Source organism: Mycobacterium sp. 155, from assembly GCF_000373905.1.
In the GTDB taxonomy this organism is placed as follows: Bacteria; Actinomycetota; Actinomycetes; order Mycobacteriales; family Mycobacteriaceae; genus Mycobacterium.
The window spans coordinates 867,613-885,729 of the sequence record NZ_KB892705.1 but is presented as its reverse complement, the minus strand read 5'-3'; the positions used below and the strand labels follow the sequence as shown (position 1 = coordinate 885,729).

At 66.3% G+C, this 18,117-nt stretch carries 15 protein-coding genes; 9 read left to right on the top strand and 6 right to left on the bottom strand.

Features of this window, described 5'->3' with window-relative positions:
• Nucleotides 1–18 precede the first annotated feature (18 nt).
• Nucleotides 19–450 carry a DUF3052 domain-containing protein gene (locus B133_RS0104065; RefSeq protein WP_018599439.1) on the bottom strand — a complete coding sequence of 144 codons (432 nt, stop codon included), beginning with the start codon at nucleotides 448–450 and terminating at the stop codon, nucleotides 19–21.
• A gap of 97 nt (nucleotides 451–547) precedes the next feature.
• Nucleotides 548–1,123, bottom strand: coding sequence for a hypothetical protein (locus B133_RS0104060; protein ID WP_018599438.1), 576 nt, complete (start codon nucleotides 1,121–1,123; stop codon nucleotides 548–550).
• Between the two features lie 145 nt (nucleotides 1,124–1,268).
• Here B133_RS0104060 and aceE point away from each other — a divergent pair, with 145 nt between their 5' ends.
• From aceE to B133_RS0104025, 7 genes are all read left to right on the top strand, one after another.
• Nucleotides 1,269–4,058, top strand: coding sequence for a pyruvate dehydrogenase (acetyl-transferring), homodimeric type (gene aceE, locus B133_RS0104055; protein ID WP_018599437.1), 2,790 nt, complete (start codon nucleotides 1,269–1,271; stop codon nucleotides 4,056–4,058).
• 117 nt (nucleotides 4,059–4,175) lie between these two features.
• Complete coding sequence (locus B133_RS0104050) at nucleotides 4,176–5,462, top strand: CdaR family transcriptional regulator (RefSeq protein ID WP_018599436.1); 1,287 nt, start codon at nucleotides 4,176–4,178, stop codon at nucleotides 5,460–5,462.
• Between the two features lie 163 nt (nucleotides 5,463–5,625).
• Nucleotides 5,626–6,543: an ACP S-malonyltransferase gene (locus B133_RS0104045; protein WP_018599435.1), complete on the top strand. Its 918-nt coding sequence runs from the start codon at nucleotides 5,626–5,628 to the stop codon at nucleotides 6,541–6,543.
• Nucleotides 6,544–6,647: 104 nt separating this feature from the next.
• Entirely contained in the window at nucleotides 6,648–6,947 is a 300-nt protein-coding gene (acpM, locus tag B133_RS0104040) for a meromycolate extension acyl carrier protein AcpM (protein WP_018599434.1), read from the top strand.
• Complete coding sequence (gene kasA / locus B133_RS0104035; RefSeq protein WP_026255941.1) at nucleotides 6,944–8,194, top strand: 3-oxoacyl-ACP synthase KasA; 1,251 nt, start codon at nucleotides 6,944–6,946, stop codon at nucleotides 8,192–8,194. Before acpM ends, kasA begins: the two co-directional genes overlap by 4 nt.
• Before the next feature lie 38 nt (nucleotides 8,195–8,232).
• Nucleotides 8,233–9,486, top strand: coding sequence for a 3-oxoacyl-ACP synthase KasB (kasB, locus tag B133_RS0104030; protein WP_026255940.1), 1,254 nt, complete (start codon nucleotides 8,233–8,235; stop codon nucleotides 9,484–9,486).
• Nucleotides 9,487–9,543: 57 nt separating this feature from the next.
• Nucleotides 9,544–10,971, top strand: a complete 1,428-nt coding sequence (locus B133_RS0104025) for an acyl-CoA carboxylase subunit beta (protein ID WP_018599431.1) — start codon at nucleotides 9,544–9,546, stop codon at nucleotides 10,969–10,971.
• A 76-nt stretch (nucleotides 10,972–11,047) separates the two neighbouring features.
• Here the strand turns inward: B133_RS0104025 and B133_RS0104020 are convergent, their stop codons facing one another.
• The 4 genes from B133_RS0104020 to B133_RS0104005 are packed head-to-tail and all read right to left on the bottom strand — an operon-like array spanning nucleotide 11,048 to nucleotide 15,548.
• Nucleotides 11,048–12,634 (bottom strand): FAD-dependent monooxygenase, encoded by a 1,587-nt coding sequence (locus B133_RS0104020; RefSeq protein WP_018599430.1) that lies wholly within the window; start codon nucleotides 12,632–12,634, stop codon nucleotides 11,048–11,050.
• Between the two features lie 60 nt (nucleotides 12,635–12,694).
• On the bottom strand, nucleotides 12,695–13,321 hold the full coding sequence (locus B133_RS0104015; RefSeq protein WP_018599429.1) for a TetR/AcrR family transcriptional regulator: 627 nt from the start codon (nucleotides 13,319–13,321) through the stop codon (nucleotides 12,695–12,697).
• Nucleotides 13,322–13,371: 50 nt separating this feature from the next.
• Nucleotides 13,372–14,967, bottom strand: coding sequence for a glycerol-3-phosphate dehydrogenase/oxidase (locus B133_RS0104010; RefSeq protein ID WP_018599428.1), 1,596 nt, complete (start codon nucleotides 14,965–14,967; stop codon nucleotides 13,372–13,374).
• The gene (locus B133_RS0104005; protein WP_018599427.1) at nucleotides 14,964–15,548 is read right to left on the bottom strand and encodes a TetR/AcrR family transcriptional regulator; all 585 of its coding nucleotides are present in this window, start codon (nucleotides 15,546–15,548) and stop codon (nucleotides 14,964–14,966) included. Before B133_RS0104005 ends, B133_RS0104010 begins: the two co-directional genes overlap by 4 nt.
• Before the next feature lie 50 nt (nucleotides 15,549–15,598).
• Between B133_RS0104005 and B133_RS0104000 the strand changes: the two genes are divergently transcribed.
• Nucleotides 15,599–17,167, top strand: a complete 1,569-nt coding sequence (locus tag B133_RS0104000; protein WP_026255939.1) for an FAD-binding oxidoreductase — start codon at nucleotides 15,599–15,601, stop codon at nucleotides 17,165–17,167.
• Nucleotides 17,164–18,066, top strand: coding sequence for a diacylglycerol kinase (locus B133_RS0103995; protein ID WP_018599425.1), 903 nt, complete (start codon nucleotides 17,164–17,166; stop codon nucleotides 18,064–18,066). The genes B133_RS0104000 and B133_RS0103995 overlap by 4 nt, the downstream gene beginning before the upstream one ends.
• Nucleotides 18,067–18,117: the final 51 nt, after the last annotated feature.

Sequence of the window (18,117 nt, the reverse complement as noted above, 5' to 3'; positions counted from 1 at the left end):
TGCTCTTCGCGCGAGCGCTCATCGCCTGCCCGCGGCCTTGGACTTCGGCTGCACCAGCCGGCTCGCCGTCCAGTCCCCCAGCTTGGCCGAGGAGGTCTGCATCAACCCGGCGGTCGGGGCCGATTCGGCGATCTCAGCGGGCTGCACGTGGCCGGGCTTGCCGGTCTTGGGCGTCACCACCCAGATCACGCCGTCCTCGGCCAGTGGGGTGATGGCATCCATCAGCCGGTCCACGAGGTCCCCGTCGCCGTCCCGCCACCACAGCAAGACGACGTCGACCACTTCGTCCGCATCTTCGTCGAGCAGCTCGGAGCCGCACGCATCCTCGATATCGGCCCGGATGTCGTCGTCGGTGTCCTCATCCCAGCCCAATTCCTGGATTACCTGATCCTTGTTGATGCCCAGACTTTGGGCGTAGTTCAGGTCAGAGTCCTTCCCCGCCGCGACCACCGTCGATCCTCCTTCAGGCTTTCTTGTGCGCTGCCGATGCGTTTTTCGTCCTAATCGTCGCATGTCGATGTCCGAGTGCGGGCGCGTGCCGGTCAGTTCATCGATACGCCTTGTCGCACCGGTCCAGCGCGTTGGTCTTGGCGGTGTTGGACCGGTCGGTTGCCGCGTTGATCGTGTCGACCGCGGCATTGTTCGAAATGGCCGTCGCCAGCGCCCGGGCAGAGTCCACCCATTCGGTCAGCGCTGCGCGCAGATCCGGCGCAAGCGCATCGACGGTGCCGGAACTTACCAGGTCAGCGCTGTGATTGAGGGCATCGGCGGCCGGGCCGACCTTCGACTGCACATCGCTGTGGTCGTTCGCGGCGGCAACGTAAGCGTTGACGGCGTTGACCGCGTCCACCGACGAGGTGCTCATGTCTTCACACACAGTGCGGACCGCCTGGGTGGTCAATGATGCCTGGCGTTCCGACTCCCGGGTCGCCGAGCTGGACTCCGAGGCGTCGATCGATGCCGATATCGAGGCGCGGTACAGCTGGGCTTCCTGCTGGTCAGCGACGGGCACACCAGCGGACATCCGCGTGCAGCCGACGATCACCATGGCAGCCGTCGCTGCACTCCCGACCGCGACCCCGGCGATTCGCAGCCTCGCCCGCCACCGTCCACCCACCAGCACGGTCTGCAGACGTTACCGGCTGGAGCTCATTCCGATGGGTTCATTGCACTGGACACCCCAACGGTACGAATACGGCACGATAGGTGGACGATAGAGGGCGCCACAAGCACCCATGAGTTGTTAACCGCCTAACAAGGAGCGGAAGTTGACCACCGAGTTCGCGCGCCAGGACCTGGCTCAAAACTCCATCACCGCAGCAGAACCCGATCGGGTTCGGGTGATTCGGGAGGGGGTTGCGTCCTATCTTCCCGATATCGATACCGATGAGACCGGGGAGTGGCTGGAGTCGTTCGACGAGTTGCTGGCGCGTTCGGGGCCGGCTCGGGCCCGGTATCTGATGCTGCGCCTGCTGGAACGCTCGCGGGAGAAGCGGGTGGCAATCCCGGCGCTGACCTCGACTGACTATGTCAACACCATCCCGACCGATCTGGAGCCGTGGTTCCCCGGCGATGAGGATGTCGAGCGTCGTTACCGTGCCTGGATCCGGTGGAATGCGGCCATCATGGTGCACCGAGCGCAACGCCCGGGAGTCGGCGTGGGCGGCCATATCTCTACCTATGCTTCGTCAGCATCGTTGTACGAGGTGGGCTTCAACCATTTCTTCCGCGGCAAATCCCACCCCGGTGGCGGGGATCAGGTCTTCATTCAGGGCCACGCCTCTCCGGGTATCTACGCGCGGGCCTTCCTGGAAGGCCGACTGACCGCTGATCAACTCGACGGTTTCCGCCAGGAACACAGCCATCCGGGCGGTGGTCTGCCGTCGTATCCGCACCCGCGGTTGATGCCGGACTTCTGGGAATTCCCGACGGTATCGATGGGCCTGGGCCCGATGAACGCGATCTATCAGGCCCGGTTCAACCACTACCTGCACGACCGCGGCATCAAGGACACCTCCGATCAGCACGTGTGGGCGTTCCTCGGCGACGGCGAGATGGACGAGCCGGAAAGCCGCGGTCTGATCCAGGTGGCCGCCAACGAGGCGCTGGACAACCTGACCTTCGTGGTGAACTGCAACCTGCAGCGTCTCGACGGCCCGGTGCGTGGCAACGGCAAGATCATCCAGGAACTGGAGTCGTTCTTCCGCGGGGCCGGTTGGAACGTCATCAAGGTGGTCTGGGGCCGCGAATGGGACGCCCTGCTGCACGCCGACCGCGACGGTGCCCTGGTGAACCTGATGAACATCACCCCCGACGGGGACTACCAGACCTACAAGGCCAACGACGGCGCCTACGTGCGCGACCACTTCTTCGGCCGGGACCCACGCACCAAGGCCCTCGTCGAGCCGATGACCGACAAGGAAATCTGGAACCTCAAACGCGGCGGCCACGACTATCGCAAGGTGTATGCCGCTTACCGGGCCGCCACCGAACACAAGGGCCAGCCCACCATCATCTTGGCCAAGACCATCAAGGGCTACACCCTCGGACAACACTTCGAGGGCCGCAACGCCACGCATCAGATGAAAAAGCTGGCGCTGCAAGACCTCAAAAACTTCCGCGACGTCACCCGGGTCCCCATCTCCGATGCGCAGCTCGAGGAAGACCCCTATCTGCCGCCCTACTACCACCCCGGACCGCAGACCCCCGAGATCCGGTATCTGCTGGATCGTCGCCGCGCCCTGGGCGGATTCGTGCCCGCGCGGCGCAACAAGAGCACTCCGTTGGCGCTGCCCGCCCCCGAGACGTACGAGGTGCTGAGGAAGGGTTCGGGCAACCAGGCCGTGGCCACCACCATGGCCACGGTGCGCACCTTCAAGGAACTGTTGCGCGACAAGAACATCGGGCCGCGGCTGGTGCCGATCATTCCCGATGAGGCCCGTACCTTCGGCATGGATTCGTGGTTCCCGTCGTTGAAGATCTACAACCGCAACGGGCAGCTCTACACGTCGGTGGACTCGGCATTGATGCTGGCCTACAAGGAATCCGAAGCAGGCCACATCCTGCACGAGGGCATCAACGAGGCCGGGTCCACCTCGTCGTTCACCGCGGTCGGCACCTCGTATTCCACCCACGACGAGCCGATGATCCCGATCTACATCTTCTATTCGATGTTCGGGTTCCAGCGCACCGGCGACGGGCTGTGGGCGGCGGCGGATCAGATGGCCAAGGGCTTCGTGCTCGGCGCCACCGCAGGTCGCACCACACTGACCGGCGAAGGCCTGCAACACGCCGACGGACACTCGCTGCTGCTCGCCTCGACCAACCCCGCAGCGGTCACCTACGACCCGGCGTTCGCCTACGAGATCGCCCACATCATCGAAAACGGCCTGCAGCGGATGTACGGCGAGCACCCCGAGAACGTGTTCTTCTACATCACCATCTACAACGAGCCCTACCTGCAGCCGGCCGAACCCGACGGTCTGGACACCGAAGCCCTGCTCCGCGGCATGTACCGCTACCGCGCCGCGACCGAGCCGCGGGCCCACAGCGCCCAGATCCTGGCCTCCGGCGTGGCGATGCCCGAAGCCCTGCGGGCGGCCGATCTGTTGGCCGAGCAGTGGGACGTCGCCGCGGATGTGTGGTCGGTGACCAGCTGGGGTGAGCTCAACCGCGAGGGGGTGGAGATCGAACGCCACCGGCTGCGCCATCCCGATCAGCCGTCGCCGACACCCTTTGTGACCACGGCACTGGCCGGAGCGACCGGCCCGGTGGTGGCCGTATCCGACTGGATGCGGGCAGTTCCCGAGCAGATCCGCCCCTGGATCCCCGGCACCTACATCACATTGGGCACCGACGGGTTCGGCTTCTCCGACACCCGCCCCGCCGCACGCCGCTACTTCAACACCGACGCCGAGTCCGTTGTCGTCGCGGTATTGGAGGGGCTCGCCCGTGACGGCAACATCGACGCGTCAGCCGCCGCCGAAGCCGCCCGCAAGTACCGCATCGACGACGTCTCCGCCGCCGCAATCTCCTACGCAGACACCGGTAGCGCCTAACTTTCTCCGGCGAGCAGACACTGCGGTACCCGAAATGCGGCGTGTCGCGTACCTAGGTGTCTGCTCGCCGAGAAGGGTTTGGAGGAATCGACCAGAACATCGGCGTAGCTTTTAGGGATGCCCGACAAACGGTTTGTCCCGCCGAAGACCACCGTCGAGGTTCTGGAAGCAGTGCCGGACTCGGTGCTGCGCCGGCTGAAGCAATACTCCGGCCGGCTCGCCACCGAGGCCGTGCATGCGATGGAAGACCGCTTGTCGTTTTTCGCCGAGCTCGACGCATCGCAGCGCGCAAGCGTGCAGCTGGTGGTCCAGACTGCCGTCGTCAACTTCGTGGAGTGGATGCGCAACCCGCAGAGCGACGTCGGGTACACCGCACAGGCCTTCGAGGTTGTGCCCCAGGATCTGCGGCGCCGGATCGCTCTGCGGCAGTCGGTGGAGATGGTGCGCACCACCATGGAATTCTTCGAGGAAGTTGTGCCGCTGCTGGCCCGTTCGGAGGAGCAGCTGACCGCACTGACCGCCGGGATCCTGCGGTACAGCCGCGACCTGGCGTTCGCCGCCGCCAGTGCCTACGCCGACCAGGCCGAGGCCCGCGGCGCCTGGGACAGACGGATGGAGGCCAACGTCGTCGACGCGGTGGTGCGCGGTGACGTGGGCCCCGAGTTGCAGTCTCAGGCTGCCGCACTGAACTGGGATGCCACCGCCCCCGCCACGGTCATCGTGGGCCTGCCACACCCCGACCGCATAGACCTGGCCAGCGACGACGTACGTGACGTGGTGCAGCGCCACGACCGGGCAGCATTGTCGGATGTGCACGGCACGTGGCTCGTCACCATCGTGTCGGGCCCGTTGTCACCGACCGACCGGTTCCTGTCAGAGCTGATGATCGTGTTCGCCGACGGCCCGGTGGTGATCGGTCCGCTGGCCCACACCCTGGCCGCCGCGCACCGCAGCGCGACCGAGGCCATCTCCGGAATGAACGCCGTGGCCGGGTGGAGCGGTGCGCCTCGACCGGTCCCGGCTCGCGAACTGCTGCCGGAGCGGGCGTTGCTGGGTGATCTGGACGCGATCGCGGCGTTGGCAACCGAGGTGATGCGACCGCTGGCCGACGCGGGCCCAGCACTCACCGAAACCCTCGACGCCTACCTCGATTCCGGTGGCGCGATCGAGGCTTGTGCCCGCAAATTGTTCGTTCATCCAAATACGGTCCGGTACCGGCTGAAACGGATCGCCGACTTCACCGGACGTGACCCCGCGATACCCCGGGACGCCTATGTACTGCGGGTAGCGGCCACCGTCGGACGGTTGAGTGCGCAGGCATCCCAGTCGAGCGACCCAAACGGCGCCGTCAGGGCATTACCCGCCGCTCGGCCGGCCGGCGGGGGCGGAAGGCGGGCCTGGTAGCGGCAATCTCACCCACAACATGTGTCGCGGTCAGGTATCGAGCATGTCGCATCACGTGCACTTTTGTGGACTTTCCACAAAAACATAAGACAAGGTTCATAATCTCTTACACGGCGCAAAACCATCTTCACAGTGTTCTCTTAATGACGTGCCTCAAGGACCCGTGCTCGCATTGCTTGCCCCCGGACAGGGCTCGCAGACACCCGGCATGCTCGCCCCCTGGCTGGAGCTGCCTGGTGCCGCCGACCGTCTCGCGACCTGGTCGCAGATCAGCGGACAGGATCTGGTCCGTCTGGGCACCACGGCGACGGCCGAGGAGATCACCGACACCGCGGTGACACAGCCGCTCGTGGTGGCGGCGACGCTGCTGGCCCATGAAGAACTCGTCAGGCGCGGTGTGCTCGACAAAATCGCTCCCGCCGAGATCATCGTCGCAGGCCATTCCGTTGGTGAGATCGCCGCTTACGCCATCGCCGGCGTGATCTCCGCCGACGATGCGGTCAAGCTGGCCGCCACCCGCGGTGCTGAAATGGCCAAGGCCTGCGCCATCGAGTCCACCGGCATGTCGGCGGTGCTGGGCGGCGACGAGGCCTCCGTACTTGAAGCGTTAGCTCGACTCGACCTGGTCCCGGCCAACCGAAACGCCGCAGGCCAGATCGTGGCGGCCGGCACCGTGTCGGCGCTGGAGAAGCTGGCCGAAGACCCGCCGGCCAAGGCTCGGGTGCGCCAGCTGGCCACCGCAGGCGCCTTCCACACCCAGTTCATGGCCTCCGCGCTCGACGGGTACGCCGCGGCTGCGGAGTCTGTAACGACCGCTGAACCCACCGCGACGCTTCTGTCGAATGCCGACGGGCAGCCCGTGGCTTCGGCCGCCGATGCTATGCAGAAGCTGATCGCCCAGCTGACCAAGCCCGTGCGTTGGGACCTGTGCACCGCCACGCTCCGCGACCGCAACACCTCCGGGATCGTCGAATTCCCGCCTGCCGGAACACTCGTGGGAATCGCCAAACGGGAACTGAAGGGCACCCCAACTCGTCCGATCAAGTCCCCGGACGACTTCGAAACGCTCATCGAGCTCTAGATCCGTTCGACCAGTACGACATTTCGACCAGCACGACATAAAGACGTTCCAAAGAGTCCTCCGCACCAGGGGGACGTACCAACACCAATTGAGAAGGAGCCACAGTGGCCGCCAGTCAGGAAGAAATCATTGCCGGTCTCGCCGAGATCATCGAAGAGGTCACCGGCATCGAGCCGTCTGAGGTGACCCCGGAGAAGAGCTTCGTCGACGACCTGGACATCGACTCGCTGTCGATGGTGGAGATCGCGGTGCAGACCGAGGACAAGTACGGCGTGAAGATCCCGGATGAGGATCTGGCCGGTCTGCGGACCGTCGGTGACGTCGTCGCCTACATCCAGAAGCTCGAGGAAGAGAACCCCGAGGCCGCAGCCGCCCTGCGTGAGAAGTTCTCGGCCGACCAGTGACCAGGCCTTCCACTGCTAATGGCGGTTACCCCAATGTTGTGGTGACCGCCGTTACGGCGACGACCTCGATCGCGCCGGATATCGAGAGCACGTGGAAGGGCCTGCTGGCAGGCGAGAGCGGTATCCGCGTCCTCGAAGACGAGTTCGTCGAGAAGTGGGATCTTGCAGCCAAGATCGGCGGCCACCTCAAGGAGCCGCTCGACCCGCTGATGACCCGCCTGGAAATGCGCCGCATGTCCTACGTGCAGCGGATGGCCAAGTACCTCGGCAATCAGTTGTGGGAAACCGCAGGTAGCCCGGAGGTCGACCCCGACCGTTTCGCGGTCGTGATCGGCACCGGGCTCGGCGGCGGCGAGAAGATCGTCGAGACCTATGACGCAATGAACGAGGGCGGGCCCCGCAAGGTGTCCCCGCTGGCCGTTCAGATGATCATGCCCAACGGTGCGGCCGCAGTTGTCGGCCTCGAGCTCGGCGCCCGCGCCGGGGTCATCACGCCGGTGTCGGCCTGTTCGTCGGGCTCGGAGGGTATCGCCCACGCCTGGCGTCAGATCGTCATGGGTGATGCCGACTTCGCCGTCTGCGGTGGCGTCGAAGGTGCCATCGAGGCGCTGCCCATCGCGGCGTTCTCGATGATGCGTGCGATGTCGACCCGCAACGACGATCCCGAGGCTGCGTCGCGTCCGTTCGACAAGGACCGTGACGGGTTCGTGTTCGGCGAGGCCGGTGCGCTCATGATCATCGAGACCGAGGAGCATGCCCTAGCCCGCGGCGCCAAGCCACTGGCCCGCATCCTGGGTGCCGGTATCACCTCCGACGCCTTCCACATGGTCGCTCCGGCGGCGGACGGCCTGCGGGCCGGCCAGGCGATGAAGCGTGCGATGGAGACCGCGGGACTGGATCCCAAGGACATCCAGCATGTCAACGCCCACGCCACGTCCACCTCGATCGGCGACGTCGCCGAGGCGAACGCCATCCGGGTCGCCGGCGTGGAGCACGCCGCGGTGTACGCACCGAAGTCGGCCCTGGGCCACTCCATCGGCGCCGTGGGTGCCCTGGAGTCGATCCTGACGGTGCTGGCGCTGCGCGACGGCGTCATCCCCCCGACACTGAATTACGAGACGCCTGACCCTGAGATTGATCTCGATATCGTTGCAGGCGAGCCTCGGTACGGCGACTACCAGTACGCCATCAACAACTCGTTCGGGTTCGGTGGCCACAATGTGGCCCTGACCTTCGGGCGGTACTGAGGTTCAGAAGTAAGGCACGGAAGGAAGACACCGCAAGTATGGCGGGATTATCCACGGGTAACGGCTTGCCCAACGTGGTTGTCACCGGCGTAGCCATGTCGACGGCGCTGGCAACCGATGCCGAAAGTACCTGGAAGAAGTTGCTGGACGGGCAGAGCGGCATCCGCACGCTCACCGACTCGTTCGTCGAGGAGTACGACCTCCCGGTTCGCATCGGCGGACACCTCCTCGAAGACTTCGATCATGAACTGACGCGGGTCGAACTGCGCCGGTTGTCATATCTGCAGAAGATGTCGACGGTGATCAGCCGCCGGGCATGGGCCAGCGCAGGCTCACCGGAGGTCGATACCCGGCGACTCATGGTGTCGATCGGCACCGGTATGGGGTCGGCCGAGGAGTTGGTATACGCCTACGACGGCCTGCGGAACAAAGGGCTGCGCGCCGTGTCACCACTGGTCGTGCAGATGTACATGCCCAATGGCGCTGCCGCCGCCGTCGGACTCGAGCGCCATGCCAAGGCCGGGGTGAGCACCCTGATCTCGGCCTGTGCGTCCGGTTCCGAAGCCATCGCGAACGCGTGGCGCAACATCGTGTTCGGCGAAGCCGATATCGCCATCTGCGGTGGCGTGGAAACCAAGATCGAGGCCGTACCGATCGCCGGCTTCGCCCAGATGCGCATCGTGCTGTCCAACAGCAACGACGATCCGCAGGGCGCCTGTCGCCCGTTCGACAGGGACCGCAACGGATTCGTCTTCGGTGAGGCGGGCGCCATGCTGGTCATCGAGACCGAAGAGCACGCCAAGGCCCGCGGCGCCAACATCCTGGGCCGGCTGATGGGCGCGAGCGTGACCTCCGACGGCTACCACATCGTGGCCCCGGATCCGAACGGTGAGCAAGCCGGTCACGCGATGACCCGTGCCATCCAGCTGGCAGGTCTGCAACCCACCGACATCGACCATGTCAACGCGCACGCCACCGGAACCAGCGTCGGTGACGTCGCCGAGGGCAAAGCGATCAACAATGCGATGGGCGGCCACAAGCCGGCTGTGTACGCACCGAAGTCGGCCCTGGGCCACTCGGTCGGCGCGGTCGGAGCGGTCGAGTCCATCCTCACGGTGCTGGCATTGAAGGAAGGCATCATTCCGCCGACCCTCAACCTGCGCAACCTCGACCCGGAGATCGACCTCGACGTCGTCGCCGGCGAGCCGAGGCAGGGTAACTACCAGTACGCAATCAACAACTCTTTCGGATTCGGTGGGCACAACGTCGCGCTCACCTTCGGGAAGTACTGACACACACCGCATTTCCCGCGAGGCTGGCCGGCATCCGACAGCTACAAGGAGGTTTGTATGACCATCATGGCCCCCGAGGCGGCTGCCGAGTCACTCGATCCGCGCGATCCCCTGCTCCGACTGAAGACGTTCTTCGACGACGGCTGCGACGTCGAACTGCTGCACGAGCGTGACCGTTCCGGTGTGCTCGCCGCCGCAGGCACCGTCAACGGTGTTCGGACCGTCGCCTTCTGCACCGACGGCACCGTCATGGGCGGTGCGATGGGTGTGGACGGCTGCGCTCACATCGTCAGCGCCTACGACACCGCCATCGCGGACCAGAATCCCATCGTCGGCATCTGGCACTCGGGTGGCGCCCGGCTGGCCGAGGGCGTCAAGGCCCTGCACGCGGTCGGCCTCGTGTTCGAGGCGATGATCCGTGCGTCCGGCTACATCCCGCAGATCTCTGTGGTCGTCGGCTTCGCCGCCGGCGGCGCGGCCTACGGGCCCGCCCTGACCGACGTGATCGTCATGGCCCCGGACAGCAAGGTGTTCGTCACCGGCCCCGATGTCGTGCGCAGCGTCACCGGCGAGGACGTCGACATGGTGTCGCTCGGCGGCCCCGACGCCCACCACAAGAAGTCCGGCGTGTGCCACATCGTCGCCGACGACGAGCTCGACGCCTATGAGCGGGGCCGTCGCCTGGTCGGATTGTTCTGCCAGCAGGGTCATTTCGACCGCAGCAAGGCCGAGTCCGGCGACACCGACCTGCATGCACTGCTGCCGGAGTCGCCACGCCGCGCCTACGACGTGCACCCGCTGATCACCGCTCTGCTCGACGAGGGTGTGCCGTTCGAGGAATTCCAGGGCAAGTGGGCGCCGTCGATCGTCGTCGGCCTCGGGCGCTTGGCCGGCCGTACCGTCGGCGTGATCGCCAACAACCCGTTGCGCCTAGGCGGCTGCTTGAACTCCGAAAGTGCCGAGAAGGCAGCGCGTTTCGTGCGGTTGTGCGACGCGTTCGGAGTCCCACTGGTGGTCGTGGTCGACGTGCCCGGTTACCTGCCCGGCGTGGACCAGGAATGGGGCGGCGTGGTGCGCCGCGGCGCCAAGCTGCTGCACGCCTTCGGCGAGTCGACGGTCCCCCGCGTCACGCTGGTGACCCGCAAGATCTACGGCGGCGCCTACATCGCGATGAACGCGCGGTCGCTGAACGCCACCAAGGTGTTCGCCTGGCCGGACGCCGAGGTTGCCGTGATGGGCGCCAAGGCCGCGGTCGGCATCCTGCACAAGAAGAAGCTGGCTGCCGTCGAGGATGCCGCTGAGCGCGAAGCGTTGCACGAGGAACTGGCGATCGAGCACGAGCGCATCGCCGGCGGTGTCGATTCGGCGATCGAGATCGGCGTGGTCGACGAGAAGATCGACCCGGCGCACACCCGCAGCAAGATCACGCAGGCACTTGCCGAAACACCGCATCGCCGCGGTCGCCACAAGAACATCCCGCTGTAACCACTCAGCTGGCGCGAATGGCCAGTTATTGCACACCCAAGGCGAAAAGCCGTGCAATAACTGGCCATTCGGTGTTTCAACGATCGAGGATCGCAGAAAGTGATTGCCGCAGAGCGGTTTCCGGATCAGAGGGCAGGGTCTCGACACGCCAGCCGACAAAGTCGTCGGGCCGTATCAACAGCGCACCTCCGGCACCGAGCCCGGTGTGCGCCGCACCGTCGTCGCCCAGCATGTGCACCGCAACCTCTACTCCGAACGTGGCCGCCACACGCGCGGCCGCAGCCGTCCACGCCGCCGGCTCCCCCGCTATGAACAAAGCGAAACCGGAGCCGATCAAGTCCAGGGTGGATACCCGCTTCCCGTCGCGGGGCAGCCAGATGTGAGGCATACGGGTGCCTGGTTGACCGGTCAGTGCATCGACGAAGGTCACGGTGCCTGCCGACGCATGATCGGAAGCCACTGCCGCCGAGTGGTATTGGTAACCAAGCACCATGGTGAACAGCGGTGCTTCTTCCCCGGCCGACAGGCCCGGCACCGAGCCGTCGAGCTTCAGCAGAGCTAGCGGCGGTCCAACCAGCGACTGGCGGGCGGCGAACCGGCCGATCGGATATCGCTCGTCGTGATAGGTCGCGAGCAGGCCGGGCCCGGCGACACCGTGGTGCACGGCCGCCAGCTTCCAGGCCAGGTTCTGGGCGCTCTGGATGGCCGTGTTTGCACCGCCGGCCTTGAACGGCGGCATGGTATGCGCAGCGTCACCCACCAGATAGGTTCGCCCGCTACGGAATTGGGTGGCCACCTGCTCGTACGGCCGCCACGGTGCCACCTCGATGATCTCAAGGTCGATCGATTCGCCGATCGCCGCGGTGAGCACCCGGCGGCAGTGCTCCGGTGTGAACTGCTCTGCCGATTCACCACTTTGGGGCAAATATGTGGTGATGAACATGCCGCGGTCACCGTCGATTGCCAGGAAGATGCCGTCCACGTCGGAGTTGCGCACCTGAACCGCGTCACCCTCACCGAGTTCAGGCACGACCGACCGCCAGCGACCGCGAAAGTAGATGAACACCACGAAGATCGGCAGCGCCCCGTAGCCCGATGTATCGATGCCGAGTGCGGTGCGGATCGGGCTGTGCACGCCGTCGGCGGCGATCAGATAGTCGGCGTGCACTGTCTCGGTCCCGGTCTCCGAACTCAACTCGGCCGTGACTCCGTGGGCGTCCTCGGTGAAACTCGACAGGCTCGTGCCATATCGGACCTGGCTGCCGCGACGACGGATGTCGGCCAGCAGTATCGGTTCCAGGTGGCTCTGCGGGCAGTACTGGGCCACCGGTTCCGGGCTGAGGCCGACGAACTCGTCGAAGATCGCGTCGACGTCCATCGCCGGTTCCGCTGAGGTGCTGGTCAGGGCCGGTTTGAGGACCACGCCCGAAACGCCGTCGGCGACGGCGTGCACCTGGTCGCTCAGGCCGAGCGCGCGCAGGATCTCGAGGGTGCGGAAGGTCAGGTTGCGGGCCTTCGGGTAGACGAAGGCCTCGCGCCGTTTCTCCACCAGCACCGATTCGACGCCGTGCTGGGCCAGCAGATCCGCACAGGCCAGCCCTGCGACGCCCGCGCCGACGATCAGTACGGGGATCCGAACGTCATTCATCGCACCCTCCTCCATGCGGAACTAAGTAGTTCCGCCTATTCCCAATGTGGCACTGCCGGGTGCGATACGCAACCGTTAGGGCGCCGGAGCGCCGGCCAGCGGCAGGATCACGTCTTCGAGGACGCGCCGGACAAAGACCCGATCGATCGGCCGTCCGGTCATCACCCGCAATACGTTGAGGCCCAATGCAACGTCAGGTATGAGGCTCAGGTCGCGGCCGGGCGGAATTTCCCCGCGCGCCTGTGCGTGGTCGAGCAGCAGTCGGACCATCTGGCGCGGCGGGGAGAGCACAAGATCATCCAGTGCGGCCGCCAGGACGGGATTGTGCATCGCGGCCGTCGCTACCCCGACAATCACCTGAATTGTGCTCAGTCCAGCGTCATCGAATTCGGGCACCGCTGCGACAAGCGCTTCGATATCGCCGCGCAGGCTTCCGGTGTTGGGCGGTTCGACCGACCCCTGACGACGCCGCCAGTGCGCGATCGCGTCGGCGACCACCACGGGTTTCGACGGCCAGCGACGGTAGATCGCGGCCTTGCCAACGCCGGCCCGTGCCGCAATGTCGTCCATGCTGAGCCGGTCATACCCCAGTTCGGCCACGCCCCGCAGTGCCGCATCGAGAATCTCTGGGTCACGAGACCGGTCCAAGCGTCCGGGGCTGCGGCGCGGGTTCGATGTCGACGCAGCGCCATCGGTTGCCATAACGGACCATCCTGTCGATACGGGTCAGTTCCGCCCTAATATACCCGCGATCACACCCGCCCCAGGAACTCCGCGGCTACCTCGGCGGCTCGGGCCCGATCGTCGGCCACCAGCCCGATGCGGGTGCGACGATCCAGGATGTCGCCGACGGTCAGTGCACCCTCGTGCGTCACCGCGTATTCGAATTCCGCTCGCGTCACGTCGATCCCGTCGGCGACCGGCTCGGTCGGGCGATCGCACCCGGCTTGCGCGACGACGTTGGGTGCCTCGGCGCCGTAGCGGGCCACCAGGGACAGCGGCAGCTCCACCGGCGCGCGCAAGGTCGACACCGGATTAGCCGGGGCACCAACCAGGGGGAGGTTGCGGGTGCGGCAGGCGGTAGCGGGCAAGCCGCGCAACGCGACCGCACGGTCCAGGACGTCTTGGGCCATGTAACGGTATTCGGTGAGTTTGCCTCCAATGACGCTCAGCACGCCGCTGGGCGATTCGACGACGGCATGCTCGCGGGAAACGTCGGCGGTCCTGCTGGGCCCTTTGCCTCTGCCCTTGGTGCTCCTCGCGTCCGTACCCTTGGTGCTCCTCGCGTCCGCGCTGCTCTCGATCAGCGGTCGCAGCCCAGCGTAGGCACCCCGCACGTCACCAGGGGTAAGTGCCGTGGCCAATGCGCTGTTCACGGTGTCCAGCAGAAAGCTGATCTCACCCGAAGTTGGTTGCGGCACATCGGGTATGGGTCCTGGGGCCGCCTCGTCGGTGAGCCCCAGGTACACCCGGCCGAGCTGTTCGGGCATGGCGAACACGAACCGGTTCAACTCGCCCGGTATCGGGATGGTCAGCGCGGCAGCCGGATTGCCGAAGACTGAAGCCTCGAACACCAAATGCGTACCGCGACTGGGCCGTAGCGTGATGGACGGGTCCACCTCACCCGCCCAGACACCGGCGGCGTTGATCACGGCACGGACGGTCACGTCGAACGTCTCGCCCGTGACCTGCTCGGTGAGCGTGACCGAATCGCCTCGCGCGCCAGTCGCGGCCAACCGGGTCAGAATTCGAGCGCCGTGTTGGGCAGCCGTGCGCGCGACGGCGACCACCAGCCGGGCGTCGTCGATGAGCTGACCGTCGTAGGCCAGAAATGCGCCGTCCAGACCGTCGGTACGCACGGCGGGTACCAGCTCGACCGCCCGGGCGGCGTCCACCCGACGCGACCGCGGCAAAACCCTGGCAGGGGTTCCCGCGAGTTTGCGCAGCGCATCCCCGGCGACGAACCCGGTGCGGACCAGTGCCCGCGAAGTGCCGCTCATCGACGGTAACAGCGGGACCAACTGCGGCATGGCCTTGACCAGGTGAGGGGCATTGCGGGTCATCAGGATTCCGCGTTCGATGGCGCTGCGCCGGGCGATGCCGACATTTCCGGTCGCGAGGTAGCGCAGCCCACCGTGCACCAGCTTGGAGCTCCACCGGCTCGTGCCGAACGCCAGATCGTGTTTCTCCACCAGCGCTACGCTCAGCCCGCGGGTGGCGGCGTCGAGTGCGATGCCGGCGCCGGTGATGCCGCCCCCGATGACAAGCACATCGAGTTGCTCGCCATCGGCGAGTGCAGCAAGTTCGGTGACCCGGCGGGCCCGGTTGAGTGCGGCGGAGCGGGTCATGGTGCGAGGTATCCGTTCAGTGCGTTGGTCAGTTCACGGGCGAGCGCGTCGGCATCCAAGATCGGCTCGACCATCTGCGCAGACTGGATCGCCGACTGCGTGATCAGCAGGCACATGGTGGCGAGTTGGCGCGGATCGCCTCCGCGTACGCTGCCATCTTCCTGCGCAAGCTTGAGCTCCCCGGCGACTGCATCGATCAGGATCTGCTGGCTGGTGCCCAGTCGTTCGGCGATGTACACCATGGCCAGCTCAGGTGCGGTGTGCAGCACGGCCATGATCACCTCGTCGTGCCGCAGCCGCTGCGCGACCTGCACGATCCGCGCCACCAAGGCTTCACGCCCGGGTCCTGCGCTGTCGACGTCGTCGAGCACATGCACGATCCGCGCAGTGAGCAGCGCCGCCAGGATCGAGCGGGTGTCCGGGAAGCGGCGGTAGACAGTCGGCCGGCTCACGCCGGCGCGGCGAGCGATTTCAGCCAAGGTGACCCGGTCGATGCCGTATGCCAGTACACAGCCGGCGGCCGCGTCGAGGATGCGGTCCCCCAGAGACTCCCCTGCTCGATCGTTACTGATTGACATCATATGTAATACTGTAACGCATGACGCGCCCGGCTGAGCAGCTCCTACCTCCGATGAAATGGAATGCTTGGGGTGATTCCCAAGCCGCCAGACCGCTATCCGACGGGATTCGAGCCCTGCTGCGCCAGGCTCTCGGCGTCGGCGAGACCCAGGTGCCCGAGCTCACCGCCGAGCAGGTTCGGCTGCGACCCTCTGCGCTCGACGAGACACACTGCGCCGCGCTGGCTGCGATCGTCGGCGCACCGCACTGCGCCACTGACGACACGTCCCGGCTTCTGCACGCCAGCGGGAAGTCGACCCTGGACCTGTTGCGCCGCAAGGATTCCGAAGTACAGGATGCGCCCGACGCCGTGCTGCTGCCGGGCTCCGAGGACGAGATAGCCGAGCTGCTGGCTTACTGTTCGGCCCAGCGCATCGCGGTCGTCCCGTTCGGCGGCGGCACCAGTGTGGTGGGCGGCCTCGACCCCTTTCGTGACGGCCTCACCGCCGTCGCCGCACTGGATCTGCGCCGACTGAACCGGCTGATCAGCCTGGACAAGGTGTCGGGCGAGGCCGAGTTTCAGGCCGGGGTCACCGGGCCCGAAGCGGAGAAACTTCTTGGTGCACAGGGATTCTCGCTCGGCCACTTTCCGCAGAGCTTCCAGTTCGCCACCATCGGAGGATTCGCCGCCACCCGGTCCTCCGGGCAGGATTCCGCGGGTTACGGTCGGTTCGACGACATGGTCCGCGGGGTGCGGGCGGTGACGCCGGCCGGCGTGCTGGATCTCGGCCGTGCTCCCGCGTCTGCGGCCGGGCCGGATCTGCGTCAGCTCGTCGTAGGTTCGGAAGGCGCGTTCGGGATCATCACCCGGGTGCGGGTACGCGTTCACCCCGTTCCCGAGTCCACCCGCTACGAGGCGTGGTCGTTCCCCGACTTCGCCGCCGGCGCGGACGCGCTGCGCGCAGTCATCCAGACCGGAACCGGTCCGACCGTGATCCGGCTGTCCGACGAGGTGGAGACGGCCGTGAACCTGGCCACCACGGAAAGCATTGGTGAGCAGAGCATTACCGGCGGCTGCCTGGCCATCACGGTGTTCGAGGGCACTGAAGCGCATGCCGAGAGCCGTCATGCCGAGACACGGGCGGTGCTGGAGCAGCACGGTGGCACGTCGCTGGGTGAGGCCCCGGCGCGGGCCTGGGAGCAAGGCCGGTTCGGGGCACCGTACCTGCGGGATTCCCTGCTGTCCGCCGGTGCGCTGTGTGAGACGCTCGAAACCGCTACCAATTGGTCGAACGTCGCGGCGTTGAAAGCCGCTGTCACCGAGGCCTTGACGACCGCGCTGGCGCCGGCACTGGTCATGTGCCACATTTCGCATGTGTATGCCACCGGCGCCTCGCTGTACTTCACCGTCGTCGCGGCACAGCACGACAATCCGATCGAGCAGTGGCGGGCCGCCAAGGCCGCGGCCACCGATGCCATGGTGCGCACCGGCGCCACCATCACCCACCATCACGCGGTCGGCGCGGATCATCGTCCGTGGATGGGCGCCGAGATCGGCGAACTCGGCGTCGAAGTGCTGCGCGCAGTCAAGCGCACCCTGGACCCGGCCGGAATCCTCAACCCGGGCAAGCTGATTCCGTGATCACCCCTTTGGCCCACGTCACGGTGCTGACCAATCCGCTGTCCGGGCACGGCAATGCGCCACACGCTGCCGAACGCGCGGTCGGCCGGTTTCAGCGGCACGGCCTGGACGTGAACGCCATCGTGGGCACCGACGCCGATCACGCCCGCCGCCTCGTCGGTGAGGCCCTCGAGGCCGGAACCGATGCGCTCGTGGTGGTCGGCGGCGACGGCGTGATCTCGTTGGCTCTGCAGGAGTTGGCCCAGGGTGACGTTCCGCTGGGCATCGTGCCAGCTGGCACCGGAAACGATCATGCCCGTGAGTTCGGCCTGCCCACAAACGATCCCGAAGCAGCGGCCGATGTGATCGCCGCCGGCCGCACCGAGACTATCGACCTCGGTCGCATCGTCGACCGCTCCGGTGTCGTCAAGTGGTTCGGCACCGTGATGGCCGCCGGCTTCGACTCGCTGGTCAGCGACCGCACCAACCGCATGCGTTGGCCGCACGGCCGGATGCGCTACAACGTGGCCATGGTCGCCGAGTTGTCGAAGCTGCGCTTGTTGCCGTTCCGGCTGGCCTTCGACGGCGGACCGGAGGTCACGACCGATCTGACACTGGCGGCCTTCGGCAACACCCGCAGCTACGGCGGCGGCATGCTGATCTGCCCGGGCGCCGACCACACCGATGGCCTGCTCGACATCACCATGGTCCATTCGGCGTCGCGTACCAAGCTGATTCGCGTGTTCCCCAGAGTGTTCAAGGGCACCCACGTCAATCTGCCCGAGGTCACCACCAGACGGGCCGCGACCGTGGAGGTCGACTGCCCTGGCATCAACGCCTATGCCGACGGCGATTTCGCTGCGGCCCTCCCGGTGACAGTGTCCGCGGTATCTCAGGCGCTCCGAATCCTCGTGCCCTGACCTGTACCTGTCGGCCGCTATGGTGCGGTATCGGCGTGTTCTTCCCGATGT